This is a genomic window from Catellatospora sp. IY07-71 (assembly GCF_018326265.1).
Taxonomy (GTDB): domain Bacteria; phylum Actinomycetota; class Actinomycetes; order Mycobacteriales; family Micromonosporaceae; genus Catellatospora.
Genome location: NZ_AP023360.1, coordinates 1,934,946 through 1,957,355, shown reverse-complemented (window position 1 = coordinate 1,957,355; position 22,410 = coordinate 1,934,946). Strand labels below are relative to the sequence as shown.

Annotated in this window: 24 protein-coding genes, 1 tRNA gene and 1 pseudogene; 12 read left to right on the top strand and 14 right to left on the bottom strand. The window is 71.5% G+C overall.

Annotated elements, in window-relative coordinates; translation table 11 throughout:
- Positions 1 to 45 precede the first annotated feature (45 nt).
- Positions 46 to 729, top strand: coding sequence for a hypothetical protein (locus CS0771_RS08905; RefSeq protein WP_212840570.1), 684 nt, complete (start codon positions 46 to 48; stop codon positions 727 to 729).
- Between the two features lie 4 nt (positions 730 to 733).
- On the opposite strand, the gene CS0771_RS08900 is transcribed toward CS0771_RS08905, so the two are convergent.
- Positions 734 to 1,933, bottom strand: a complete 1,200-nt coding sequence (locus CS0771_RS08900; RefSeq protein ID WP_212840569.1) for an acyl-CoA dehydrogenase family protein — start codon at positions 1,931 to 1,933, stop codon at positions 734 to 736.
- A gap of 156 nt (positions 1,934 to 2,089) precedes the next feature.
- On the opposite strand from CS0771_RS08900, the gene CS0771_RS39395 reads away from it, so the two are divergent.
- Both CS0771_RS39395 and CS0771_RS08890 read left to right on the top strand, forming a co-directional pair.
- Complete coding sequence (locus CS0771_RS39395) at positions 2,090 to 2,560, top strand: DUF4190 domain-containing protein (RefSeq protein WP_212840568.1); 471 nt, start codon at positions 2,090 to 2,092, stop codon at positions 2,558 to 2,560.
- 32 nt (positions 2,561 to 2,592) lie between these two features.
- Positions 2,593 to 3,120 carry a DUF4190 domain-containing protein gene (locus tag CS0771_RS08890; protein WP_212840567.1) on the top strand — a complete coding sequence of 176 codons (528 nt, stop codon included), beginning with the start codon at positions 2,593 to 2,595 and terminating at the stop codon, positions 3,118 to 3,120.
- A 58-nt stretch (positions 3,121 to 3,178) separates the two neighbouring features.
- On the opposite strand, the gene CS0771_RS08885 is transcribed toward CS0771_RS08890, so the two are convergent.
- Positions 3,179 to 3,997, bottom strand: a complete 819-nt coding sequence (locus tag CS0771_RS08885) for an SDR family NAD(P)-dependent oxidoreductase (protein WP_212840566.1) — start codon at positions 3,995 to 3,997, stop codon at positions 3,179 to 3,181.
- A gap of 72 nt (positions 3,998 to 4,069) precedes the next feature.
- On the opposite strand from CS0771_RS08885, the gene CS0771_RS08880 reads away from it, so the two are divergent.
- Complete coding sequence (locus CS0771_RS08880) at positions 4,070 to 5,023, top strand: CoA ester lyase (RefSeq protein WP_212840565.1); 954 nt, start codon at positions 4,070 to 4,072, stop codon at positions 5,021 to 5,023.
- Positions 5,024 to 5,094: 71 nt separating this feature from the next.
- Here the strand turns inward: CS0771_RS08880 and ddaH are convergent, their stop codons facing one another.
- From ddaH to CS0771_RS08865, 3 genes are all read right to left on the bottom strand, one after another.
- Positions 5,095 to 5,940 (bottom strand): dimethylargininase, encoded by an 846-nt coding sequence (ddaH, locus tag CS0771_RS08875; RefSeq protein WP_371821371.1) that lies wholly within the window; start codon positions 5,938 to 5,940, stop codon positions 5,095 to 5,097.
- 199 nt (positions 5,941 to 6,139) lie between these two features.
- Positions 6,140 to 7,159, bottom strand: a complete 1,020-nt coding sequence (locus CS0771_RS08870; protein WP_244870689.1) for a hypothetical protein — start codon at positions 7,157 to 7,159, stop codon at positions 6,140 to 6,142.
- Positions 7,152 to 7,370: a heavy-metal-associated domain-containing protein gene (locus CS0771_RS08865; RefSeq protein ID WP_212840564.1), complete on the bottom strand. Its 219-nt coding sequence runs from the start codon at positions 7,368 to 7,370 to the stop codon at positions 7,152 to 7,154. The genes CS0771_RS08870 and CS0771_RS08865 overlap by 8 nt, the downstream gene beginning before the upstream one ends.
- A 160-nt stretch (positions 7,371 to 7,530) precedes the next feature.
- Here CS0771_RS08865 and CS0771_RS08860 point away from each other — a divergent pair, with 160 nt between their 5' ends.
- Positions 7,531 to 8,520 carry an NlpC/P60 family protein gene (locus CS0771_RS08860; protein WP_212840563.1) on the top strand — a complete coding sequence of 330 codons (990 nt, stop codon included), beginning with the start codon at positions 7,531 to 7,533 and terminating at the stop codon, positions 8,518 to 8,520.
- Between the two features lie 40 nt (positions 8,521 to 8,560).
- Here CS0771_RS08860 and CS0771_RS08855 read toward each other — a convergent pair whose 3' ends face one another.
- From CS0771_RS08855 to CS0771_RS08825, 7 genes are all read right to left on the bottom strand, one after another.
- Positions 8,561 to 9,607, bottom strand: a complete 1,047-nt coding sequence (locus tag CS0771_RS08855; RefSeq protein ID WP_212840562.1) for a branched-chain amino acid ABC transporter permease — start codon at positions 9,605 to 9,607, stop codon at positions 8,561 to 8,563.
- The gene (locus CS0771_RS08850) at positions 9,604 to 10,491 is read right to left on the bottom strand and encodes a branched-chain amino acid ABC transporter permease (protein WP_212840561.1); all 888 of its coding nucleotides are present in this window, start codon (positions 10,489 to 10,491) and stop codon (positions 9,604 to 9,606) included. The genes CS0771_RS08855 and CS0771_RS08850 overlap by 4 nt, the downstream gene beginning before the upstream one ends.
- A complete protein-coding gene (locus CS0771_RS08845) occupies positions 10,491 to 11,210 on the bottom strand; it encodes an ABC transporter ATP-binding protein (RefSeq protein WP_212840560.1) in 720 nt (239 codons plus the stop codon). The genes CS0771_RS08850 and CS0771_RS08845 overlap by 1 nt, the downstream gene beginning before the upstream one ends.
- A 50-nt stretch (positions 11,211 to 11,260) precedes the next feature.
- Positions 11,261 to 12,001, bottom strand: coding sequence for an ABC transporter ATP-binding protein (locus tag CS0771_RS08840; RefSeq protein ID WP_212845709.1), 741 nt, complete (start codon positions 11,999 to 12,001; stop codon positions 11,261 to 11,263).
- Positions 12,002 to 12,103: 102 nt separating this feature from the next.
- Positions 12,104 to 13,285, bottom strand: coding sequence for a substrate-binding domain-containing protein (locus CS0771_RS08835; RefSeq protein ID WP_212840559.1), 1,182 nt, complete (start codon positions 13,283 to 13,285; stop codon positions 12,104 to 12,106).
- 207 nt (positions 13,286 to 13,492) lie between these two features.
- Positions 13,493 to 14,539, bottom strand: a complete 1,047-nt coding sequence (locus CS0771_RS08830) for a hypothetical protein (RefSeq protein ID WP_244870688.1) — start codon at positions 14,537 to 14,539, stop codon at positions 13,493 to 13,495.
- A gap of 137 nt (positions 14,540 to 14,676) precedes the next feature.
- Entirely contained in the window at positions 14,677 to 15,471 is a 795-nt protein-coding gene (locus CS0771_RS08825; protein WP_212840558.1) for an inositol monophosphatase family protein, read from the bottom strand.
- Positions 15,472 to 15,509: 38 nt separating this feature from the next.
- On the opposite strand from CS0771_RS08825, the gene CS0771_RS08820 reads away from it, so the two are divergent.
- The 7 genes and pseudogenes from CS0771_RS08820 (at position 15,510) to CS0771_RS08790 (ending at position 19,702) form a co-directional block, all read left to right on the top strand.
- On the top strand, positions 15,510 to 15,854 hold the full coding sequence (locus tag CS0771_RS08820) for a hypothetical protein (RefSeq protein WP_212840557.1): 345 nt from the start codon (positions 15,510 to 15,512) through the stop codon (positions 15,852 to 15,854).
- 157 nt (positions 15,855 to 16,011) lie between these two features.
- Complete coding sequence (cutA, locus tag CS0771_RS08815) at positions 16,012 to 16,332, top strand: divalent-cation tolerance protein CutA (protein WP_212840556.1); 321 nt, start codon at positions 16,012 to 16,014, stop codon at positions 16,330 to 16,332.
- A gap of 42 nt (positions 16,333 to 16,374) precedes the next feature.
- Entirely contained in the window at positions 16,375 to 16,848 is a 474-nt protein-coding gene (locus CS0771_RS08810) for a hypothetical protein (RefSeq protein WP_212840555.1), read from the top strand.
- Between the two features lie 108 nt (positions 16,849 to 16,956).
- A pseudogene (locus tag CS0771_RS08805) lies at positions 16,957 to 18,297 on the top strand (MFS transporter); the annotation flags it as partial.
- A gap of 429 nt (positions 18,298 to 18,726) precedes the next feature.
- The gene (locus CS0771_RS08800; RefSeq protein ID WP_212840554.1) at positions 18,727 to 19,191 is read left to right on the top strand and encodes a DUF4442 domain-containing protein; all 465 of its coding nucleotides are present in this window, start codon (positions 18,727 to 18,729) and stop codon (positions 19,189 to 19,191) included.
- A 45-nt stretch (positions 19,192 to 19,236) separates the two neighbouring features.
- A tRNA-Arg gene (locus CS0771_RS08795) sits at positions 19,237 to 19,312 on the top strand.
- Between the two features lie 102 nt (positions 19,313 to 19,414).
- A complete protein-coding gene (locus tag CS0771_RS08790; protein WP_212840553.1) occupies positions 19,415 to 19,702 on the top strand; it encodes a hypothetical protein in 288 nt (95 codons plus the stop codon).
- A 50-nt stretch (positions 19,703 to 19,752) separates the two neighbouring features.
- Here the strand turns inward: CS0771_RS08790 and CS0771_RS08785 are convergent, their stop codons facing one another.
- Both CS0771_RS08785 and CS0771_RS08780 read right to left on the bottom strand, forming a co-directional pair.
- Positions 19,753 to 20,841 (bottom strand): sigma-70 family RNA polymerase sigma factor, encoded by a 1,089-nt coding sequence (locus CS0771_RS08785; RefSeq protein ID WP_212840552.1) that lies wholly within the window; start codon positions 20,839 to 20,841, stop codon positions 19,753 to 19,755.
- Positions 20,842 to 20,976: 135 nt separating this feature from the next.
- Entirely contained in the window at positions 20,977 to 22,281 is a 1,305-nt protein-coding gene (locus CS0771_RS08780; protein WP_212840551.1) for an ABC transporter ATP-binding protein, read from the bottom strand.
- Positions 22,282 to 22,410: the final 129 nt, after the last annotated feature.

Here is a 22,410-nt window from a genome sequence, read left to right as displayed (position 1 = left end):
ACCGCGCCGTCGACGGAGATGAGGTGACCTCGTAGCCTTTTGCGGGTGATCGCCCTGCCGACCAGCCCGCGTGCCCGCGCCGCCGCCTTCGCCGGTGTCGGCGTGCTGCTGCTGGCCGGGGCCTGGTGGTACGGCCGGACGACGCCGATCCACCCGCTCTCCTCCGACGAGGGGATCACCGTCTGGCTGATCCTGGCCGGCCTGGCCGCCGCCGCGGTGCGCGTCTTCCACGTGCGGCGGCGCCGCAGCGGCCAGTGGCGGCAGGGCGCCGCCGACGGCGAGCCCGGCCTGGTGCTGACGCTGGTGCACGACCGGGTGTTCGACGCCGCCGTGTTCGCCGTGCAGCTGCCGGTCATCGCCCGCTGGGCGCGCCTGCACGACGGCCGCGAGCTGGGTCTGGCCATCGGCTGGACGCTGCTGGCGCTGTGGCTGCTGTGGTCGGCCGTGGGCACCCCCGGTGAGCGGCACCGGCAGATCGTGCTGAACGCCGCGGGCGTACGGGTGCACCGCGCGCACTTCGCCTGGTCGCAGATCCGGTCGGTGCGCCTGAACCCCGGGGCCGGCCTGCGGCTGGAGACCGACGACCGCACGCTGCGGGTGCGCGGCGCGGACTACGGCGTGCAGGACGCCGACGTGGTCAGCGTCCTGCAGTTCTACCTGGAGCACCCCGAGCGGCGCGGCGACCTGGCCCGCCTGGCCACCGCCCCGCCGGAGCTGCGCTCGCACTGACCGCTCAGTGCGCGCGGTACTCCTTGAGCAGGCCGCGCGAGATGATCGTCTTCTGGATCTCGCTGGTGCCCTCGCCGATGAGCAGGAACGGCGCCTCGCGCATGAGCCGCTCGATCTCGTACTCCTTCGAGTAGCCGTAGCCGCCGTGGATGCGGAACGACTCGGTGACGATCTCGTGGCAGTACTCGCTGGCCAGCAGCTTGGCCATGCCCGCCTCGACGTCGTTGCGCTGGCCGGAGTCCTTCAGCCGGGCCGCGTTGACCATCAGCGCGTGCGCCGCCTCGATCTTGGTGCCCATCTCGGCGAGCTTGAACGCCACGGCCTGGTGCTGCGCGATCGGCTTGCCGAAGGTGGCGCGCTGCTGCGCGTACGCCACGGCCAGCTCGAACGCGCGGATGGAGATGCCGCAGGCGCGCGCGGCCACGTTGACCCGGCCCACCTCGATGCCGTCCATCATCTGGTAGAAGCCGCGGCCGGCCTGGTCCGCGCCGCCGAGGATCGCCGAGTCCGGCACGCGGTGGCCGTCGAGGATCATCTCGGTGGTCTCGACGCCCTTGTAGCCCATCTTGTCGATCTTGCCAGGGATGGTCAGGCCGGGCGCGGTCTCGCCGAAGCCGGGCTCCTTCTCCAGCAGGAACGTGGTCATGTTGCCGTAGACGGTGTCCGCGCCCTGGTCCGTCTTGACCAGCGTGGCCACCACCGACGAGTAGGCCCCGTTGGTCAGCCACATCTTCTGGCCGTTGAGCACGTACGAGTCGCCGTCGCGCACCGCCCGCGACTTGATCGCCGAGACGTCGGAGCCGCAGTTCGGCTCGGACATGCTGAACGCGCCGCGCACGTCGCCGGTGGCCATGCGCGGCAGCAGGCGCTGCTTCTGCTCCGCCGAGCCGTGCTGGGAGACCAGGTACGCCACGATGAAGTGGGTGTTGACGATGCCGGACACCGACATCCAGCCGCGGGACAGCTCCTCGACGACCAGCGCGTAGGTCAGCAGCGACTCGCCGAGGCCGCCGTACTCCTCCGGGATGGTCAGGCCGAACAGGCCCATCTCCTTCATCCCGGCGAGGATCACCTCGGGGTACTCGTCGTCGTGCTCCAGCCGCTGCGCGCGCGGGATGATCTCCTTGTCCGCGAACTCGCGCACCGTCTCCAGGATGGCGGTCTGCACATCGGACAAGCCGGGCGTACGGGCGAGACGAGCCATGAGTCAGCCTCCAGGGCACTGAACGAAGCTTCAGTTTTGCTGAGTATGAGCCGGGGCCCCGTCCCATCCAAGCCGCTTGACAGCACCGTCACTGTGAAAAGGTTCACCGGGTTCGCTACCGTGCGCTGAACCCTTCGACGAGGAGACCGCACCCCCATGACCTACCCGCCACCGGCCGGGCACGACCCCTTCGCACCGCAGCCCGATCCGTACGCGCAGCCGCCGATGGCGCCGGACCCGTACGCACCGCCGCCCGTGAGCGCCAACCCGTACAGCACCCCGCCGACCAGCGGCTCGCCGTACGCCACGCCGTACGCCGCCTACCCGTCCGCCGCTCCGGGCGGCGTCACCAACGGCATGGCGATCGCGTCCCTCGTCCTGGGGATCGTCGGCGTGGCCACCTGCTGCTGCTATGGGATGGGCGCGCTGCCCGGCCTGATCGGTGCGATCCTGGGGCACATCAGCCTGAAGCAGATCAAGGAGCGGGGTCAGCAGGGCCGCGGCATGGCCATCGCCGGCATCGCCACCGGCTGGGCCGCGGTGGCGCTCACCGCGATCATGGTGCTGCTCCTCGTGATCGGCATCATCAACGACCCGAACTTCTGGAACGAGATCCAGAACAGCTGACAGCAGCGACTGGTAGACCAGGGAGAGCTTTCATGTCCTACCCGCCACCTTCCGGCCAGGACCCCTACGCGGCCCAGCCGGACCCGTACGCGCCGCCGCCGGCGGCCAACCCCTACGCGCAGCCGCCCGCGTACGGCTCCCCCGTCGTGCCCGGCTCCCCGGTCGCGCCGCCCGGCTCGCCGGTCGCGCCGCCGACGCCGCCCTACGGTGAGGCGTACAAGTCGGCCACCCCGCCCGCCGGGCAGCAGCCGTACGCCCAGCCCTACGCGCAGCAGCCGTACTACCCGGCCGCCCGCCCGCAGAACAGCATGGCGCTGGTGGCGCTCATCCTGTCGCTGGTCGGGCTGCTGACCTGGATCACCGCCCCGATCGGCGCGATCCTGGGCCACTCGGCGATGAAGCAGATCCGCCAGTCCGGCGAGGACGGCGAGGGCCTGGCCAAGGCCGCCATCATCGTCGGCTGGATCATCACCGGCCTCGGCGTGGTCGGCTGCCTCTGCGCCTTCGTGCTGCCCATGCTGGGCATCCTCGGCGCGGTCGGCTCGTCCGGCTCCTACTGACACTCCCGGTCGAAGCTCCCGCCGTGCCGCACCGACAGCGCGGCGGGAGCTTCGATCATCAAGGGAGCCGGACGGCGGCCTCGCTGGCGTCCCAGAGCAGGGCGGCCTGCTGCGGATCACGGGCCTGCCGGTGTGGTGCGGTCACCTTGCGCAGTACGTAGTACGCGCCGTTCTCCAGCCGCGCCGGATCCTCCGTGGCGAGCCAGACCAGCTGGTCGGCGCCCTGCTCGGGGGTGGCCAGGCCCGGCCCGAGCTTGTAGAACAACCGCGCGATCGGGGTGCCGAAGCGGGTGCGCACCACGCCCGGATGGAACGAGAAGCTGAGCAGCTCCGGCCAGCGCCGCGCCGCCTCGGCGGCGAACATGATGTTGGCGCGCTTGGACGCGCCGTACGCCGACCAGCTGCCGTAGCGCCCGTTGCGGCGGTCCAGATCGGCCGGATCGACACTGCCCCAGGTGTGCGCCATGGACGCCGTGTTCACGATCCGCGCGCCCGGTGCGAGCTGCGCGCGCAGCAGCGTGGTCAGCAGGAACGGCGCCAGGTGGTTGGTCTGGATGGTCAGCTCGTGCCCGTCCACGGTGGTGACCCGCTCGCCGACGACCAGCCCGGCGTTGTTGGCCAGCACGTCGACGCGCTGCCCGGAGAGTTCGGCGGCGAGTTCGCGCACCTGCGAGAGGTCCGCGAAGTCGGCCAGCAGCCCGGCCGGGGCGGGCCCGGTCGCCGCCTGGCGGACCGCGCCGAGCGTCGCGTCCAGCCGGCCGGGATCACGCCCGACCACGGTGACCTGCCAGCCCTGTCGCGCCAGGGCGACGGCCGCGGCCTGCCCGATGCCGGACGTGGCGCCGGTGATCACCGCGTGCCGCGTGAGATCTTCCACAGTCCCGTTCTCCTCTCGACCGGAGGAAGGTTACCGTGGCGTCAACTACTGAACGCTCCCTAAGGAGTATCGATGGCCGCACTCGGTCGTTCCCGCAGGTCGTGCCTGGCGGTGCCGGGTTCCAGCGTCAAGATGCTCGGCAAGGCCCAGGGCCTGCCCGCCGACCAGGTCTTCCTGGACCTGGAGGACGCGGTCGCACCGCTGGCCAAGCCCGAGGCCCGCAAGAACATCGTCGCCGCGCTGAACGAGGGCGAGTGGGCGGGCAAGACGCGGGTCGTCCGGGTGAACGACCTGACCACGCCGTGGACCTACCGGGACGTCATCGAGATCGTCGAGGGCGCCGGCGCCAACCTGGACTGCATCATGCTGCCCAAGGTGCAGAGCGCCGCGCACGTGGAGTGGCTCGACCTGACGCTCACGCAGCTGGAGAAGTCGCTCGGCCTGCCGGTCGGCGGCATCGGCATCGAGGCCCAGATCGAGAACGCGGCCGGCCTGGTCAACGTGGACGCCATCGCGGCCGCCTCGCCCCGGGTGGAGACCATCATCTTCGGCCCCGCCGACTTCATGGCCTCGATCAACATGAAGTCGCTGGTCGTCGGCGCGCTCATCCCGAGCTACCCGGGCGACCCGTACCACTACATCCTGATGCGCATCCTGATGGCCGCCCGCATGCACGACAAGCAGGCCATCGACGGGCCGTACCTGCAGATCAAGGACGTGGACGGGTTCACCGAGGTGGCCAAGCGCTCCGCCGCGCTGGGCTTCGACGGCAAGTGGGTGCTGCACCCCGGCCAGATCGACGCCGCCAACGAGGTCTACTCGCCCGCGCAGTCCGACTACGACCACGCCGAGCTGATCCTCGACGCGTACGACTACTACACCTCCGAGCAGGGCGGCCGCCTCGGCGCGGTGATGCTCGGCGACGAGATGATCGACGAGGCCTCCCGCAAGATGGCCCTGGTCATCTCCGCCAAGGGCCGCGCCGCCGGCATGACCCGCACCACCGCCTTCACCCCACCCGCCTGACGCCTCTTACATGAGCGAAGCTCCCGTCCCGCCTCAGCGGCGCGGCGGGAGCTTCGCTCATGAGCAGGAGGTCAGTCGCGGAGTTCGGCGATGCAGCACTTGACGCTGCCGCCGCCCTTCTTGAGCTCGGCGAGGTCGACCATGACCGGGTGGTATCCGGCAGCGGTGAGCTTCGCGGCGAACGCCGCCGACTCGGTGTTGATCACGACGTTGCGGCCGTCGGAGACCAGGTTCAGCGCGAACGCGAGCGCGTCGGCCTCGTCGGCGATCACCGCGTCCGGGAACAGCTGCGCGATGATCTTCTGCGACGCCTCGGAGAACGCGCCCGGGTAGTAGGCGATGTTCTCGTCGTCGAGCACGGTCAGCGCCACGTCGAGGTGGTAGAAGCGCGGGTCGGTCAGCTTCAGCGACACCACCGGGCGGCCCAGCGCCTCCTCGGCCTCGGCGTGCGCGGCCGGCTCGGTGCGGAAGCCGTACCCGGCCAGCGCGAGGCCGCCGTGCGCGTTCGGCACGTACGCGAAGTCGCCCTCGCCCTCGTTGATCTGCGTCGGCGCGACGAACCGGTAGGCGCTGCCGGCCTCGTAGAAGGCCCGGTGCGCGGCGGCCTCGTCGGCCCGCTGCGGGTAGCGGAACTTCGCGCCGTACGCCACGCCGTCGACCACGAACGCGCCGTTGGCCGAGAACACCATGTCCGGCAGGCCGGCCTGCGGGGTCAGCACGTGCACGGTGTGGCCGAGATCGACCATGGTCTGGCGCAGTGCGTCCCACTGCTTGACGGCCAGGGCGGTGTCCACCGGCGCGGTGGTGTCCATCCACGGGTTGATCGCGTACTCGACGACGAAGTGCTCCGGGGCGCACATCAGGTACGTGCGCGGGCGGGGCCGCCGGTCGGTGGGGGTCAGGTCACGCTCTGTCACGATCAGCAAGGTTACGCACCCGAGCCCCGCCGCAGTAGCGAGAAGGATTGCGTCCTTACGCTGGTCTGTTGCGTCTTCGGGGATCCCAGCGGCGGTCTGTTGCGTGAAAAGGCAGCTTCGTTTACGGATCCGATGGGCACCGAGCGTGACGACCGGTCGAAACCGCCCGGTGCCCCGAATACGTCACAGCGCCGTCACTTCACCTCGACCGTGAACTGCGCGGTGCGTACCTTGCCCCCACCGAGTAGTCGAAGAACATGCGGTAGCGCCCCGGGCTCGGCGCGGACATCCAGAACTTGACCCCGCCGTTGACCAGCGCGGGCTCCGGATGCACGTGCACGTAGCCGAGGTCCAGCTCGCGCAGCACCACCAGGTGCCCGAAGGAGCCCAGGTACGGCTCCAGCCCGGTGACGGTCTGGCCGCCCTGCTGCACGGTGAACAGCAGCGGCTGGCTGGCGCCGATGACGGGGGTGCCCTCGAAGACGACGGTCTGCCCGTCCACGGCAGCCTCGCGCGCCATGGCGGGCAGCGGCACCGGCCGGTGGTCGCCGGCGACGGTGAGGTCGGCGCCCAGCGCCAGCGCGGTCTGCGTGCCGGCCGCGTTGATCGCGGTGAAGTCGGCGTACGCCCGCCACACGCCCGAGGTGGCCAGGTCCGCTCGCACGGACCAGGTGCCGTCGGGCGCCATGGCCGGGTGCAGGTGCTGGTATCCGGTCATGTCCCGGCGCACCACGATCAGGTGCAGCGGCTTCTCGTGCATGATCGCGAACGTGGTCACCGGCTTGCCGTCGGCGCCGTTGATCGTGAACTTGAGGTCCTGCGGGCCGGGCGCGGCGAAGACCGCCGCCGCCGGGACCATGGTGTAGCCGCCGCTGCTCACGGACAGGCCGCCCACCTCCGAACCGGCGCTGGCCAGCGGGCTGTGCACGTGCGCGCCGCCCGCGCTCGGATCCGGTGCGGCGGCGGGCGCGCCGGTGGTCGCCCCGGCCGTCGGGCTCTCCGCCGGGCCGAGCAGCTTGCCCAGGGTGAAGCCGACGACCAGAGCCAGGATCAGCCCGCCGACGAGCACCCCGATCCGGTTGCCGGCCGGATCCCCGGCGGGCCGCGCGCGCTGCTGTGCGCGTACGACGGCATCCTGGTCCGCCTCGGGCACGGTCTCCGCGGCGGGCGCGGCCTGCCCCGGGACCCGGGCCTCAGGCTGCGTGGACTGCTCAGGCATCGACGCCCGCCAGCTCGTAGCCGGCCTCGTCGACGGCGTTGCGCACCTCGTCGATCGGCAGGACGGCGTCGCTGGTCACCACGGCGCGGCCGGCGGCCAGGTCCACCTCGACCTCGTGCACGCCGGGCAGCGCGGTCAGCTCGGCGGTCACCGCGTTCACGCAGTGGCCGCAGGTCATGCCGGTGATCTGGTATGTCGTCCGTACGGACATCGCGGTCTCCCTACGACCCCGCCAGGCGAGCGCTCGCCTGGTCCCTGCCCTGCTTGCCGTCGGCGTGACTGTAACCGACGCGGAGCCCGGTGCGGGCCGTGCGCGTGACCTCCCGGTCGGTGCCCTGCACCGATCATGCACCTTTGTCGTTATTACCCACGTGTCGAACTCCGCCACGCGGCGCCTGGTGTCCTGGGCCGGCGCGACGCTCCTCGCGTCCACCGTCCTGATGACCGGTGTCGCCCACGCCGAACCGTCGAGCGCCGAGCTCGACCGACAGATCCGCACCAAGTCCGACCAGCTCGAAGTCGTCGTGGAGAAGTATCACGACCTGCGCGAGGACCTGAAGACCACGGCCGCGCAGACCGGGGTGCTGCAGCGCCAGATCGAGCCGCTCAAGGAGCAGATCGCGCAGCGCCGCGACGCCGTCGGCCGCCTCGCCGCCGCCGGCTACCGCTCCAGCCGGACCATGTCGCTGAGCCTGCTGCTGGACGCGGGCACCACCCGCGACGTGGTCGACCGGCTGCTGCTGATGAAGTCGTTCACACAGCACCAGCAGCGTGAGATCGACGCGCTCGCGCTCACCTCCGAGCGCTACGCCACCGCGCAGCGCACGCTCGACGCGCTGCTGGCCCAGGGCCGCGGCCAGCAGAAGCAGCTCGGCCAGGAGCGGGCCGGCATCGAAGCCAAGATCGAGGAACTCAAGGCACTGCGGGCCAAGGCGTACGGGCCTACGGGGCGGGCGACCCGCTCCGCCGACCGGCAGCAGGTCGCGGTGCCCCGGGTGAAGGGTGCGAGCGAGAAGGTGGTCCGCTTCGCCATGGACCAGGTCGGCAAGGACTACAAGTGGGGCGGCGAGGGCCCCGGCGGCTTCGACTGCTCCGGCCTGGTCGCCGCGGCGTTCCGCCGGATCGGCATCGACCTGCCGCACCAGTCCGGCCGCCAGCAGCAGCGCTCCCGCGGCATCAGCCGGGGCCAGCTCGTCCCCGGCGACCTGATCTTCTTCTACCGCGACCTGCACCACGTAGGCATCTACCTGGGCGGCAACCGGATGGTCCACGCCCCCCAGTTCGGCGAGCGCGTCCGCGTCGACCCGATCGACAGCCTCCCCATCCACAGCTTCGGCCGCGTCGTCGCCCCACCCACCTGACCCCCACCGTTCCCCCTGGGGACGGGTGGGGGTCAGGTGGTCAGGGGCGGGGTGGTGGGGTGACGGTGCGGCGCAGCGCGGTGAGGCGGGTGCGCAGGCCGGCCAGGCCGCCGGGGAAGAAGTAGACGGCCAGGATGAAGATCGTGCCCAGCACGAACAGCGGCTGGGACAGCGGACCGGCCAGCACGCCGGGCAGCGCGTCGACCGCGCCGGACGCCCCGAAGCCGGTCAGCCGGTGATCCAGGTAGGTGAACAGCACCCCGCCCAGCACCGGGCCGAACCGGGTGCCCGGACCGCCGAGCACGACCATCACCAGCAGCGTCAGGGTCAGGTCCGACGACGCCACGTGCGGCGACGCGCCCGCCGTGAGCAGCACGTAGACCACGCCGCCGAGCGCGGCCAGGGCGCCTGACAAGGTGAAGGCGACCAGCTTGAAGCGGTACGGGTCCAGCCCGAGCACCCCGACCCGCCGCTCATCGTCGCGCAGGCCCGCGAAGACCCGCCCGGTCGGCGACTGCGCGACCCGGTGCAACACCACCAGCACCAGGCCCAGGTAAGCCAGCGCCAGCCAGTACAGGTTGACCGTGTTCACCACCCCGACCAGCGCCGCGGGCAGCCGGGACGCGTCCAACGCCAGGCCTTCCTCACCGCCGGTCAGCCCGTTCGGGTCGCGGGCCACCAGGATCGCGCCGACCTGGGCGAAGGCCAGCGTGACCATGGAGAACGCGATGCCGTGCACGCGCAGCGCCACCGCGCCCAGCGCCACCGCGACCGTGGTCGCGAACAGCACCGCCAGCAGCGCGGCCAGCGGCAGCGGGTAGCCGTACTTGGTGATCAGGATGTCCGTGCCGTAGACGCCGAGCGCGAAGTAGAGCGCGTGGCCGAACGACAGCAGGCCGGTGCGCCCGAACAGCAGGTCGTACCCGGCGGCCAGGCCGCCGAAGACCAGGCACAGCGCCAGCACCTGCAGCGCCCCGGGCGAGTTGAGCGGCCCGTCGAACAGCCCCGGGATCGTGATCCCGCTGTACGGCAGCAGCGCCAGCGCCACGAACGCCGCGACGGGCCAGAACCTCTTCACGTAGTTCATGCCGCCGCCTTCCCGGCCAGGCCCGCGGGACGCCACAGCAGCACGAGGGCCAGCAGGGCGACCACGCAGACGTCTCCGGCGCCCGAGCCGCCGTAGTAGTTGACGAACTGCTGGAGCAGGCCCACCGCGACGGCGGCGGCCGCCGAGCCCAGCACCGAGCCCATGCCGCCGATCACCACCACGATGAACGCGAAGATCAGCAGCGAGGAGCCGCTGGTCGGCGAGACGCTGCCGGAGTACACCCCGGCCAGCGCGCCGGCCAGCGCCGCAGCCGCCCCGCCGATCGCGAAGACCAGCGTGAACGCCTTGCGCACGTCGATGCCGAGCGCGGTGACCATCTCCCGGTTCTCCACGCCCGCCCGGATGATCAGGCCGTACCGGGTCCAGCGCAGGAAGGCCAGCAGCGCGCCGAGCACCACCAGCGCCGCGACGATGAGCAGCAGCCGGTCCATGGGCACCCGGGCGCCCGCGATGGTGACCACCTGCTGCGTCCACGCCGGGCGCGGGAACGGGCGCGGGTCCGCGCCGAACCCGGCCTGCAGCGCGGCCACGCCGGCCAGCGACAGGCCGACCGTGACCAGCACCTGCTCGATGGTGCGCGAGTAGAGCGGCCGGATCATGACCAGCTCCACCAGCGCCGCCACGACCGTGCCGGCGAGCACACCGAACGCCACGGCGAGCACGAAGCCCCAGCCCTCGGCGCCCGCGCCGGGCAGGTTTCCCGCCGCCCACCAGGTGGCGTACGCGCCGACCGACAGGAACAGCCCGTGCGCGAAGTTGAGCACGTCGGCCAGGCCGAACACGAGCGACAGGCCCGAGGCGACGAGGAAGTACAGCGCCGCCAGGCCGAGGCCGGTGACGGTCATCAGGATGACGGTCGACATCAGTGCCCCCCGGTGGCGTTGACGGACAGCAGCGACCTGGTCAGCTCCGGATCGGCCAGCAGCTCGCCGCCCCGGCCGGTCCAAGCCACCTGGCCCGCGGCGATGACCACGGCGTCACCGGCGAGCCGGCGTACCACCGCCAGGTTCTGCTCGACGAGCAGCACCGGCACGGCCTGCGCGGCCCGCTCCAGGGCCTCGGCCACCTCGGTGACGACCTTGGGCGCCAGGCCCTTGGTCGGCTCGTCGATGAGCAGCAGCCGGTTGTCGTTGAGCAGCACCCGGCCCAGCGACAGCATCTGCTGCTGGCCGCCGGACAGCGACCCGGCCCGCTGCCGGGAGCGCTTGGACAGCTCCGGGAACAGCTTGAACACCAGGTCGTAGTCCGGGGTCGGGGTGCGCTCGGCCAGCCGCAGGTTCTCCGCGACGGTCAGCCCGGCGAACACGCACCGGTCCTCCGGCACGAAGCCGAGGCCCGACTGGACCAGGCCGTGCGTGGGACGGCCCAGGATCTCCTGCCCGGCCAGCCGCACCGAGCCGGTGGCCGTGCCGTTGCGCGGAGTCAGGCCCAGGATCGCGCGCAGCGTGGTCGACTTGCCCACGCCGTTGCGCCCGAGCAGCACGGTCACCCCGGACGGCGCCACCGAGAACGACACACCCTGCAGGATGTGCAGCCCCGCGATCCGGACGGAGAGATCGTTAACTTCCAGGAGCGCGCTCACAGTGCTGCTGAGGTTCGCGCTGCGGGGCTCGCAAGCTCTTTCCTCGTGCTTCACAGGCCCTCCCCCAGGTATGCCTCCTGCACGGTGGCGTCAGCCATGACCGCGTCCGGGGTGTCGCAGGCCAGCAGCGCGCCGTGGTGCATCACCGCGAGGCGGTCGGCCAGGCCGAGGATCACGTCCATGTGGTGCTCCACCATGAGCACGCTGCGGTCGCTGTGGGCGGTCAGGCCCCGGATCACCTCGACCAGCTCCGGCACGTCCTCCGCGGACACACCGGCCATGGGCTCGTCGAGCAGCAGCACCGACGGCTCGCCCGCGAGCAGCAGCGCGATCTCCAGCTTGCGCTTCTCGCCGTGCGCCAGGGTGCCCGCGAGCACCTCGCCGCGCCCGGCCAGACCCACCGTGGCCAGGCACGCATCGGCCCGCTCGGCCACCTCGCGGTACGCCGAGGCGCGCCGCCACAGGGCCATCGAGCCGCCGCGCTGCGCCTGCACGGCCAGCCGGACGTTCTCGCGTACGGACAGGCCGCCGAACACCGACGAGGACTGGAAGGTGCGGCCCAGGCCGCGCCGCGCCCGGCGGTGCGGCGCGAGCGCGGTGATGTCCGCGCCGTGCAGCAGCACCCGGCCGACGGTCACCGCGCGCAGGCCCGAGATCAGGTTGAACAGCGAGGTCTTGCCCGCGCCGTTGGGGCCGATCACGCCGAGGAACTCCCCGGCCCGCAGCCGCAGGCTCACGCCGTCGACGATGGCGACCTCGCCGATGCGCCAGGTCAGGCCCTCGGTCGCCAGTACCGCTTCATCTTGGGTCTCAGCGGGGCCGAGGCCGTGCCCCTGCCGCTGTTCGGGCAGGGACACAGCCTCGGCGAGACCCGGGGAGGGGTGGTCCACAGGTCAGCTCTTCATCGCCACGGCGGGCGGGGTGACCTCTTCCGGCGCCAGCTCCTTGACCAGCTGCGGCTTGGCCGCGGCGCCGGTGCCCACGAGCTTGACCTGGAACATCGGCTGAAGCATGGCGTGGTCGTCCTTGCGGATGGTCATCTTGCCCTTGACCCCGTCGAAGCTCCAGCCCTCCAGCGCGGTGATCATCTTCTCGACGTCGTCGCCGCCCTCGGCGATCGCCCGCACCACCATCTGCGCGGCGTTGAAGCCGTCCGGCGAGAACAGGTCCAGCCCGCCGGTGATCTTCGCCGACGCCGCCTTGGCGGCCTCGTTGCTGGTCGCGCCGTCGAAGTAGTGCGACAGGAACGAGATCTTCTCGCCCGCCGCGCCGAACACCGGGTACGACGCCTTCTGGTCCAGGCCGGTCACCACGGTGGTGCTGGTGAGCACGCCCTGCTGGTCCAGCGCGCCCCACATGGCGGTGGCGGTGGTGCCCGCCCAGGCCACGAAGAGCAGGTCCGGCTTGGCCGTGTTGACCTGGTCGGCGAACGGGGTGAAGTCGGTCGCGCTGGCCGGCACCAGGATCGAGGTGACCTTGGCGCCCGCGCCGCCTATGACGGCGGTGACCGCGGCCTCGTTGGCCTTGCCGAACGCGCTGTCCTGCGCGAACACCACGACCTTCTTGCCGGCCGCGTCGCCGATGAACGACTTCGCGGCGAGCACGTCCTGGTACGACTGGCGGCCGGAGCGGAAGGTGTAGCGGTTCACGCCGGTGACGCCGTCGGTGGCGGCCGGGCCGGAGATGAACAGCGTCTTGTTCTGCGCGGCGATCGGCGCGACCTGCAGCGCCACGCCCGAGGACGCCGAGCCGGCGAGGATCTTGACACCCTTGCCGAGCATGTCCTTCGCCGCGGTGACCGCCTTGGCCGGGTCACCGGCGTCGTCGGCCTCCAGCAGCTCGATGGTACGGCCGTTGACCTTGTTGGTGCCGTTCGTGGCCTGGGCCAGGCCGGCCTTGAAGCCGTCGATGTACTGCTTGCCGTAGCTGGCCAGGGCGCCGGACTGGGAGTAGACCAGGCCGACCTTGACCGGCGCGCCCTCCTCGCCCTGCGCCGCCTCCTGCGGGCTGCTGCAACCGGCCGCGGCCAGCAGGGCGGCGGCGACCGTGGACGCGACGAGTACCCGCCGGGACAATCCGACATTCTGCGCAAAAATGTGCAGTCTGCTGCGCTCGCTCACTGCATCTCCTCATTGAGTGGTCCTGCCGAAGCCGCGAGGTTCGTTTCCGCAGCGTTGCCGGAGTGGGTCAACCTCGTGGTCGCGGACCACGCTAGAGAGACACCTCACACGCAGCCATGTGGGCCGGACCCACAACAGCCGCCGAAGTGATGTCGTGCACAGCTAGAGGATGGACACGTGCACGTGGTTGGTGTGATCACCCGCGGGCGAGTCGCCGCACTTGGAGCCGGTGGCCGAATACTGCTTCCACCCGCTGCCCGCCACCCAGACCTTGCACCACCAGATCACGTACATCACGCCCAGGCGGCTCGCGTTCTTCACGAAGAACGACGCCAGCTTGTCGCCGTAGAGCTTGTTCGTGGGCCCGGAGGAGAAGTTCGCGAACCCGTTCGGCTCCGAGGAGAAGTCGCAGGCCCGGCCCTTGGGGTGCTCGTACATGTCGCCGGGGCGGTAGCAGGAGACGTAGTGGCCGAACCACCGCTGCGCCTGGCGCAGCGCATGCAGGGTCCGCGGCGTGACGCAGCCGTTCGCCGGAGTCGGGTCGTTCTCGGAGCAGCTCTCCTTCGGCCAACTGCCGTCCCGGTTGCGCTTGGCCGCGACCGCGGTCGGCGCGTACGGGTCCACCCAGCCGTTGACGGCGTAGCCGCCCACCGCCGACAGCGCCCGCTCGGTCGCCTTACGCAGCTTCGTCATCTCCGCGAGCTGCTTCGACTGCTCCTTGACCTGGGCGTCGATCGCGCCCTTGGTCTGGTCGATCTCGGTGCGCGCGGCGACGAACTCGCTGATCCGGGCCTCGTCGCGGGCGGCCATCCGCTCCAGCGCCGCCGTGCGGCTCATGAACTCGTCCGGCGAGGTCGCGTTCAGCATGACCCCGACGACACCGAGCCGGCCGCTCTTGTACGCCTCCGCGGCGTACTTGAGGATGCTCGCCCGCGAGCGCGCGTAGCGGTTCTCCGCCGCGGCCAGCTTCTGGTTGAGCTCCCGCTGCTGCGTCTTCGACGCCTCCAGCAGGCCCTCGGCCTCCAGATACTGCGCGGCGGCGCTGTCGAGGGTCTTGCGCATCTGCGCGACCTTGCTGGACCCGACCTCGTTGGGCTCGGCCAGCGCGGCGGACGGCATGCCGGTCACCAGCACGGCGGCGGCGAGCGCCGACACGAGGAGCGCGGGAACGGACCTGAACCGTCGGCGGGGGCGCACCGTCAGGGTCACGGATGGATCCTTCCGTCTCACGCCGCGAAGGAAGGAGCGGGGTGCACGCGGCGGCGGCCGCCACGGGAGTCGGGGGCACCCGCAGACGTGCGGCCGCGACGCAGATTACCGCAGCGTCACCGGGACTGGAAAGTTACTCACGCCAGCAACACGCTCCGTACCAGCCCAAACACCGCATCGTCACGACAGACGACGAGCCCCTCGCGCGGGTGCACCGGGTCGTAGTCAGCCCCGTCGAAGTGCTTGACCACCCCGCCCGCCTCGCGGATCACCAGCGTGCCCGGGGCGTGGTCCCACGGCTTGGCCCGCCAGAACATGGCGAAATGCCGGGTCTGGCGCAGCAGCTCCGGATACTCCCGTGCGGCACAGCGCAGCCCGGGGATCGCCTCCGACAGCTTCGGCAGCCGCGCCTCCACCTGCTCGCGCACCTGCGGCGGCAGGTACTTCGTCATCACCGCGCCGCGCAGCTCGTCCGGGCCGAGCGGGGTGTGGTCCAGCACCATGCGCGCGCCGTCTATATAGGAGCCCGACCCGGACTCGGCGACGGTCACCATGTCCGGCACCGGCTCGTAGATCACCGCGAGCACCGGCACGCCGCCGCGCATCAGCGCGACCATCATGCCGAACGGCTCCCGCCCCGCGGCGAAGTTGCCGGTGCCGTCGATCGGGTCGATCACCCATACCGGGCCGTCGTCGCTCATCCGGGCCAGCACCGACGGGTCCGCCGCGACCGCCTCCTCGCCGACCACCAGCGATCCCGGCAGCAGCGCCGCGAGCCGCGCCGACAGCACCACCTCGGCCTCGCGGTCGGCGACGGTGACCAGGTCACCCGGGCTCTTCTCGACGATCTCCCCAGCGGCCAGGTTGCGGAACCTCGGCAGGACCACCGTCTGCGCGGTCTCCCGCAACACGCTCACGACCTGGTCGATCATCGTCACATCCCTATCACCGGCGGTCTATGATCGCGTACATGTTCGCACGGAGGATGGCCCGGCTCGCCGCGACCGCTGCGCTCGTGGCGGCGCTCACCGGCGGCGCGCTGGCGGGATGCAGCGGCGAGGGCGCCACAGCCAGCTGCAGCACCAGCACCTGCACCATCACGTTCGAGCGCAACGTGACCAACGCGAAGATCTCGATCCTCGGCATCGAGGTGCAACTGGTCAGCGCCGACGACACCTCGGCCACCCTGAAGGTGGGCGGCCAGCAGGTCACCATCCAGCGCGGCGACGGCGTGAACGTCGGCGACTTCAGCGCCAAGGTCACCTCGGTCACCGACAGCCAGGTGGTCGTCGAAATCTCCCGCGCCGCCGGCTGACCGCCGCGCGTCCAGCGCAGCGGGCTGCAGTTTCGGGGAAACTGCACCCTCGCCGCTCGGCGCAGCCACACTTTCCCCGAAACTGCAGCACCGGCACGGGCACGGGCACGCGGACGCTGCCGTCACCACGGGTGCGGTCCGCACTAGCGTGACGGGCATGGGCGAGTTCGTACAGGTGGTCACGACCGTGGACGGCCGGGCGGCGGCGCAGGAGCTGGCACGCGGCGCGGTCGAGGCGCGGCTCGCCGCGTGCGCGCAGGTCGGCGGGCCGATCACGAGCACGTACCGCTGGCAGGGCGCGGTCGAGGAGGCCGAGGAGTGGGTGGTCGTGCTGAAGACCACCGCCGCCGGGTACGCCGCCCTGGAGCGGCACCTGCTCGACGCGCACCCGTACGAGACGCCCGAGGTCCTCTGCGTCCCGATCCTCGCGGGCAACCCGGCCTACCTCGCCTGGCTCACCGAGCAGACGCAGCCGTAGCGAGGCCCCCTGCGGCAAGCGCCGCCGCCATACGATGCGTCGATGAAGCGCACCTGGCCGTCCCCGCTCACCCGCATAGTCGCGTGCGGCCTGCTGGTCGCGCTCGTGTTGTACAACACTCCCCGCGAGGTCAGGGAGTGGCTCGACGGCTCGTCGAGCACCTTCAACCTGGTCTGGAGCCTGGTCGTCGCGCTCCTGTGCACCTTGATGGCGTGGATGTTCTGGCGTGAGACGCTCACGCTGACGGACGGCACACTGCGCTTCCGGAACACGAACGAGCCGGTCCGGGAGGTGCCCCTGGCCGAGGTGGTGGAGGTGGTCCCCGACCGGTACGGCATGGCCGTCACCTTCCGATCCGGTGAGACGGTCCGGCTCGACGCGTTCGACCGGTACGTGATGGGGATGTACCTGCACCGCCCGTCCCTGCGCAGCCGCCGGGCCGCCGCGGCGATCGGCGACGCGCTCGCCCGGCTGCGGGCCGAGGCCGGGACCGCGGCGAAAAGCGACCTGACGTGAAGATTCGCCGATAGGCTCTGACCTGTGCGAACGAGCGGCAGCGGGGACGGCTACACACCCGATCCGCGTCGCTGGCGGGCGCTGTCCGTATGCCTCGTGGGCGGGTTCATGGCCCTGCTCGACGTCAGCATCGTCAACGTCGCGCTGCCGTCCATCCGGGAGGGTCTGCACGCCTCCGACAGCGCCCTGCAGTGGGTCGTCTCCGGGTACGCGCTCGCGTTCGGACTGCTGCTCGTGCCAGCCGGGCGGTTCGGCGACATGCACGGCCGGCGCAACGCGTTCGTGGCCGGCGTCGCGCTGTTCACCCTCGCCAGCGCGGCGGCCGGGCTGGCCCAGGGCGCGCTGTGGCTGGTCGTCGCGCGGGTCGTCCAGGGTGCCGCGGGCGGCATCATCAACCCGCAGATCAGCGGCCTGATCCAGCAGCTGTTCCGGGGCGCCGAGCGCGGTCGCGCGTTCGGCATGCTCGGGGCCACCGTCGGCATCTCCACCGCCGTCGGGCCGCTCATCGGCGGGCTGCTGATCCAGGCCGCCGGGGTCGCCGAGGGCTGGCGCTGGGTCTTCTACGTCAACATCCCCGTGGGCGCGCTGGCCATCTTCCTGGCGTACCGCTTCATCCCGAAGACGTGCGACGAGCAGCGCCGCCGGGAGAGCTTCGACCCGGTGGGCGTGGCGCTGCTCGCGCTCGGCGTGGTGCTGGTGCTGCTGCCGCTGATCCAGGAGCAGACGTGGGTCGGGCGCAGCAAGTGGCTGCTGCTGGTGGCCGGGGTCGCCGTGCTGGCCGGGTTCATCGCGTGGGAGCGGAGTTACGCGCGCACCGGGCGGCACCCGATGGTCGACCTGGGCCTGTTCCGGCGGCGGTCGTACAGCCTGGGCGCGCTGCTGAGCCTGGCCTACTTCGCCGGCTTCACCGCGATCTTCTTCATCTTCACGCTGTACCTCCAGCAGGGCCTGCACTACACCGCGTTGCAGGCGGGCATCGCGACGCTGCCGTTCGCGCTGGGCTCGGCGGTGTCGGCGAGCCTCGGCGGGCCGATCGTGACCCGCGTCGGGCGCGGGCTCATCGCGATCGGGCTGGTCCTGGTGCTGATCGGGCTGGTCGGGGTGGAGCTGGCCGTGGAGCTGGTGCCGGGGCGCATGGACGGGTTCGCCACGGCGCTGCCGCTGCTCATCGCGGGTGTCGGCAGCGGGCTGGTGATCGCGCCGAACCAGACCCTGACGCTGGCCGAGGTGCCGGTCGCGGGGGCGGGCAGCGCGGGCGGGGTGCTGCAGACCGGGCAGCGCATCGGGGCCGCGGTGGGCATCGCGGTGGTGGGAGCCGTCTTCTTCGACTCGATCGCGGCCAGCCACGGCGACTTCGCCACGGCGTTCCGGCACGGGTTGTGGGTGACCATCGCGTTCGTGCTGGTCTCCCTGGTCATCGCGCTGGCCGACGTACGCGCGAGCCGCCGCGCGGCCGCCGTCCGCGCACCCGGCGCCCATCAGGCGTCGCAGGCCGCTCCCGGTTCCGGTTCCGGTTTCGGTTCCGACGACGCCACGCGGCAGATCTTGGAGAGTTGCGGTTCGCCGGACGACAACAACTCTCCAAGATCTGCCGCGGGACAGTGGCGCCTCCGGCGCGCCGTGCCAGGCGACGGTGGTCCGATCGCCCCCACCGCCCACGACCTGGGCTTCGAACACACGCCCTGACGCCGGACAGCTCCCCACCCGGCGCCACCGGCGCGCATGATCGGCGTCTCGTGTCGGAAAGTGCGGTCACGCCGCAGGTTTGGACACGAACCCGCGATCTTGCGCAGGGAGCCGTCGGCGAGCCGCACCGGCGGGCTCCGGGCGGCGGGCCGTCCTTGCCCGAGGACATTACCGGTCAGTAACATCATGTCCATGACGATCGACACCGCTGCCGTCGCCGAGGGCATGCTCGCCCGCGTCCCGTTCGCCCGTACGCTCGGCATTCGCTTCACCAGGGTCACCGCGGACGCGGACGGCGCGGTCGCCGTCGTCGAGCTGCCCGACGACCCGGCCGTGCACAACCACGTGGGCGGCCCGCACGCCGGCGCCATGTTCACGCTGGCCGAGACGGCGTCCGGCGCGATCGTGCTCGCCGCGTTCGGCGACCAGCTGCACCGGGCCACGCCGCTCGCGGTGCGCGCCACGATCGCGTACCAGAAGCTCGCGATGGGCGTGGTCAGCGCGACCGCGACGCTCGACCGGGCGGCCCCGGATGTCGTCGCGGAGCTGGACGCGGGGCAGCGGCCGGAGTTCGACGTGCTGGTCACCATCGCGAACACCGAGGGCGTGACCACGGGCGAGATGACCATCACTTGGACGCTGCGCCCGAACCGCTGAGGCCTGTGTGAAAATTCGCGCGGAGTCCAGGTAGGCTGACCCCGCGCCCTCGTAGCTCAGGGGATAGAGCGACGGTTTCCTAAACCGCAGGTCGCAGGTTCGATTCCTGCCGGGGGCACCACGTCACACCGCTGTTTCACAAAGATCCGCGCCGTGTCGGCACAGCCGCGCGTTCCGTGCCCGGTGCCCCCCGCCCGCCTCGCGGAAGGCGGATACTGCGCGCATGGCCATCGGCAGCACGCAACGCCGCGACGAACGTAAGCCCCGGATCGCGCAGGAGTTCGGTGCGCGTGACGTGGAGGCCGTGCTCGACCTGCTCCACCTGACGGACATGGCGTGGCACGACTGCTACGGCCCCCGTCAGCTGGAGATCCCGCCGGACGTCCTCGACGACGTCCTGCTGCTCGCACGAGGCGATCTCGCGCGGCTGGTCAGGCTTTCACTCGCGGCCGTCCAGGACTTCCGCGATCTCCGCCTGGCCGCTGACGAGCAGCGTGCGGCGGCCCTTTAGTCCAGACCAGCGGCCGTGCGCCGCCGGGTCGACGGCGCACGGCCGCCCCGCTACTGCTTACGGCAGGTGCCCGGCGGGAGTTGGGGCGCGCCGAGGGCGGCGACGGCCTGGCGCATCTCGGTCGGCGTCGCGAGCTGCTTGAACCGGCCGCCGACGATCAGGTCCACGTCATCGGTCTGCCGCTGCAGGTCGAACTCGATCGTGGCCTCGTTCAGCAGATACGCCTCCAGCAGCCGCGCGTCCCCGACCGCCGCCGGCCCGTAGCGCAGCACCGCCACCTCCTCGGCGTACTCCCCCCGCACCTCGCCGACGGTGCCGACGGTGAACTTGCGGTTCGTCAGATCCGCGCCGACGTTAGCGGCCCGGTCGGCGACGGCCGTCCCGTTGAACACGTTGACCGTCACCTCCGACTCCGAGTCGGGCAGCCTGAGGTCGGCCGGGACCTGGTCCGGGGCGCAGCCGGCGGGCCGCGACGAGGTCGGGGTAGGGCTGAGCGGGTCGGGGGCGGCGAAGGGACGCCATGAGGTGAGCACGGCCAGCACGAGGGCGGCGGCGAGCAGGCAGGCGGCCGTCGTGGCGGCGAGCTGCCGCCGGCGGCGGGCCTGGCCGCGCGCCACGATCTGCTGCGTGGCCGGGGTGGCGACCTTCGGCGCCTCGATCTCCAGGATGGCGGCGAGCGCGGACCGGCCCCGGGACAGCCACGACTTCACCGTGCCGGTCGGCACCTGCAGCTGCAGGGCCACGTCCTCGACGGCCATGTCGGCCAGGTAGTGCAGCACCAGCGCCTCGCGCTGGCCCTTGGGCAGCCGGCGCAGCGCCGCGACGACCATGACGTGGTCGGGGTTGACGTCGGGCGCGAACTCCTCGCGCTGCCGGTCCAGGTACTTGCGTGCCGTGCGGATGCGGCGCCAGCGGGAGTTGGCCAGGTTGATCGCGACGCGGCGGACCCAGGCGAGCGGGTCGTTGTACTCCGACACGGTCTGCCAGCGCTGCCAGGCCCGCGCGAACGCCTCCTGGGTCACGTCCTGGGCGGCGCCCATGTCGGCGGTGAAGGAGTACACCAGCAGCACGGTCGGGGCGAAGCAGGCCTGGTAGAAGCCCTCGAAGTCGTCGGCGGACACGGCCGTCGCGGTCGTCATGCCTTGTCACACTTCCCGGACCCGCACCAGGTTGCAGCCCTCCAAAGAAAGATCGCCGCCTCGTGTCGAGAAGTGCGGTAGGACCACACTTTCTGACACGAGACGGCGATCATCGCCGTGGAGACCGTAAGGAGGTCAGCGCCAGCCGACGTCGATCCGGTCGCCCCGCTCGTCGAAGAAGTGCAGGGCGTCCATGCGGACCGCGATGGACAGCGGGTGCCCGGAGCTGATCTGCGGGTACGGCGCGAGCCGCACCGCGAGCTCGGCGGCGCGCCGGTGGTGGCGGCCCGGGTCGGAGAGAACGCTCTCCCGCTGAGCAGGACGCTCGGCGACGGTGGTCGCGCCGCCGTTGCTCCGGCCCTTCATCCGGTTGATGACGTGCCCGAAGCGGCGCAGCCGGGAGCCGTGCTCCTCGGCCTCGGCGGCGGAGCGGCCGATCTCGTCGACGACGACGGCGGTCGCGCCGATGTCGACGAAGGCCAGCGACTCGTGGCCGTGGTGCTCCAGGTAGCGGATGCGGCCCTGCAGCACGTCGCCCGGGGTGTCGGGCGCCACGGGCGTGATCGCCTCGGCGCGTACGCCGATGACGATGCGCTCGCCGTGGAAGTGCGACACGGCGCGGGCGCGGATGTCGTCCCACTTCAGGTACAGCGACTGCTCGCCCAGGTTGAGCTGGACGTAGCGGTCGAGGTGCACGTAGACCGACGCCTCCAGCAGGTTCATCCGCGGGCTGCCGAGGAACGCGGCGACGTACAGGGTGGCCGGCTTGCCGTACACCTGCGTCGGGGTGCCCACGTCCTGAAGCACGCCCTTGCGCATGATGGCCACGCGGTCGGCCATGGTCAGCGCCTCGGCCTGGTCGTGCGTGACGTACACGGTGCTGACGCCCAGCTCGCGGACCAGGCCGGAGATCTCGGCGCGCAGCTCGGCGCGCAGACCACTGTCCAGGTTGGACAGCGGCTCGTCCATCAGGAAGAGCCCGGGGCGGCGCACGATGGCGCGGCCCATGGCCACCCGCTGGCGCTGGCCGCCGGACAGCTGGCTGGGCTTGCGGCCCAGCACGTCGCCGATGCCCAGTGCACTGGCCACGTCGGCGACCCGCTCCGCCCGCGGCTCCGGCTCCACGCCGGACAGCCGCAGCGGGAAGCCGATGTTCTCGCCCACGGTCATGTGGGGGTACAGCGCGAAGTCCTGGAAGACCATCGCGATCCGGCGATCACGCGGCGGCAGCTGGTTGGCCAGCTGGCCGTCGAGCATGATCGCACCAGTGGTGGGATCCTCCAGGCCCGCGATCATCCGCAGCACAGTGGACTTGCCACAGCCGGAGGGTCCCAGGAGAACCATGAATTCACCGTCAGCCACATCGAGGCTGACGTTGTCCACCGCCACCGTCCCATCCTGGAACACCTTGGTGACGTCTTTGAGCGCGACGGTAGTCACCGTCTCCTCCCACAGCCCTCGATCCGGCCCCGAAAGTGGCTACTCTCACGGAAAATAACCCCACGTCATATCGGGTAAACGTGCCATGTTCCCTGCGTAACAACAGGATTACTGGATCACGTAGCCATC

Bases quoted from the DNA above. Each gene is read 5' to 3' on its own strand.
- cutA (WP_212840556.1), top strand. From the start codon at position 16,012: ATGGGCGAGTTCGTACAGGTGGTCACGACCGTGGACGGCCGGGCGGCG.
- CS0771_RS08810 (WP_212840555.1), top strand. From the start codon at position 16,375: ATGAAGCGCACCTGGCCGTCCCCGCTCACCCGCATAGTCGCGTGCGGC.
- CS0771_RS08820 (WP_212840557.1), top strand. From the start codon at position 15,510: ATGTTCGCACGGAGGATGGCCCGGCTCGCCGCGACCGCTGCGCTCGTG.
- CS0771_RS08800 (WP_212840554.1), top strand. From the start codon at position 18,727: ATGACGATCGACACCGCTGCCGTCGCCGAGGGCATGCTCGCCCGCGTC.
- CS0771_RS08790 (WP_212840553.1), top strand. From the start codon at position 19,415: ATGGCCATCGGCAGCACGCAACGCCGCGACGAACGTAAGCCCCGGATC.
- CS0771_RS08850 (WP_212840561.1), bottom strand. From the start codon at position 10,491: ATGTCGACCGTCATCCTGATGACCGTCACCGGCCTCGGCCTGGCGGCG.
- CS0771_RS08900 (WP_212840569.1), bottom strand. From the start codon at position 1,933: ATGGCTCGTCTCGCCCGTACGCCCGGCTTGTCCGATGTGCAGACCGCC.
- CS0771_RS08865 (WP_212840564.1), bottom strand. From the start codon at position 7,370: ATGTCCGTACGGACGACATACCAGATCACCGGCATGACCTGCGGCCAC.
- CS0771_RS08855 (WP_212840562.1), bottom strand. From the start codon at position 9,607: ATGAACTACGTGAAGAGGTTCTGGCCCGTCGCGGCGTTCGTGGCGCTG.
- CS0771_RS39395 (WP_212840568.1), top strand. From the start codon at position 2,090: ATGACCTACCCGCCACCGGCCGGGCACGACCCCTTCGCACCGCAGCCC.
- CS0771_RS08880 (WP_212840565.1), top strand. From the start codon at position 4,070: ATGGCCGCACTCGGTCGTTCCCGCAGGTCGTGCCTGGCGGTGCCGGGT.
- CS0771_RS08890 (WP_212840567.1), top strand. From the start codon at position 2,593: ATGTCCTACCCGCCACCTTCCGGCCAGGACCCCTACGCGGCCCAGCCG.
- CS0771_RS08825 (WP_212840558.1), bottom strand. From the start codon at position 15,471: ATGATCGACCAGGTCGTGAGCGTGTTGCGGGAGACCGCGCAGACGGTG.
- CS0771_RS08785 (WP_212840552.1), bottom strand. From the start codon at position 20,841: ATGACGACCGCGACGGCCGTGTCCGCCGACGACTTCGAGGGCTTCTAC.
- CS0771_RS08870 (WP_244870689.1), bottom strand. From the start codon at position 7,159: ATGCCTGAGCAGTCCACGCAGCCTGAGGCCCGGGTCCCGGGGCAGGCC.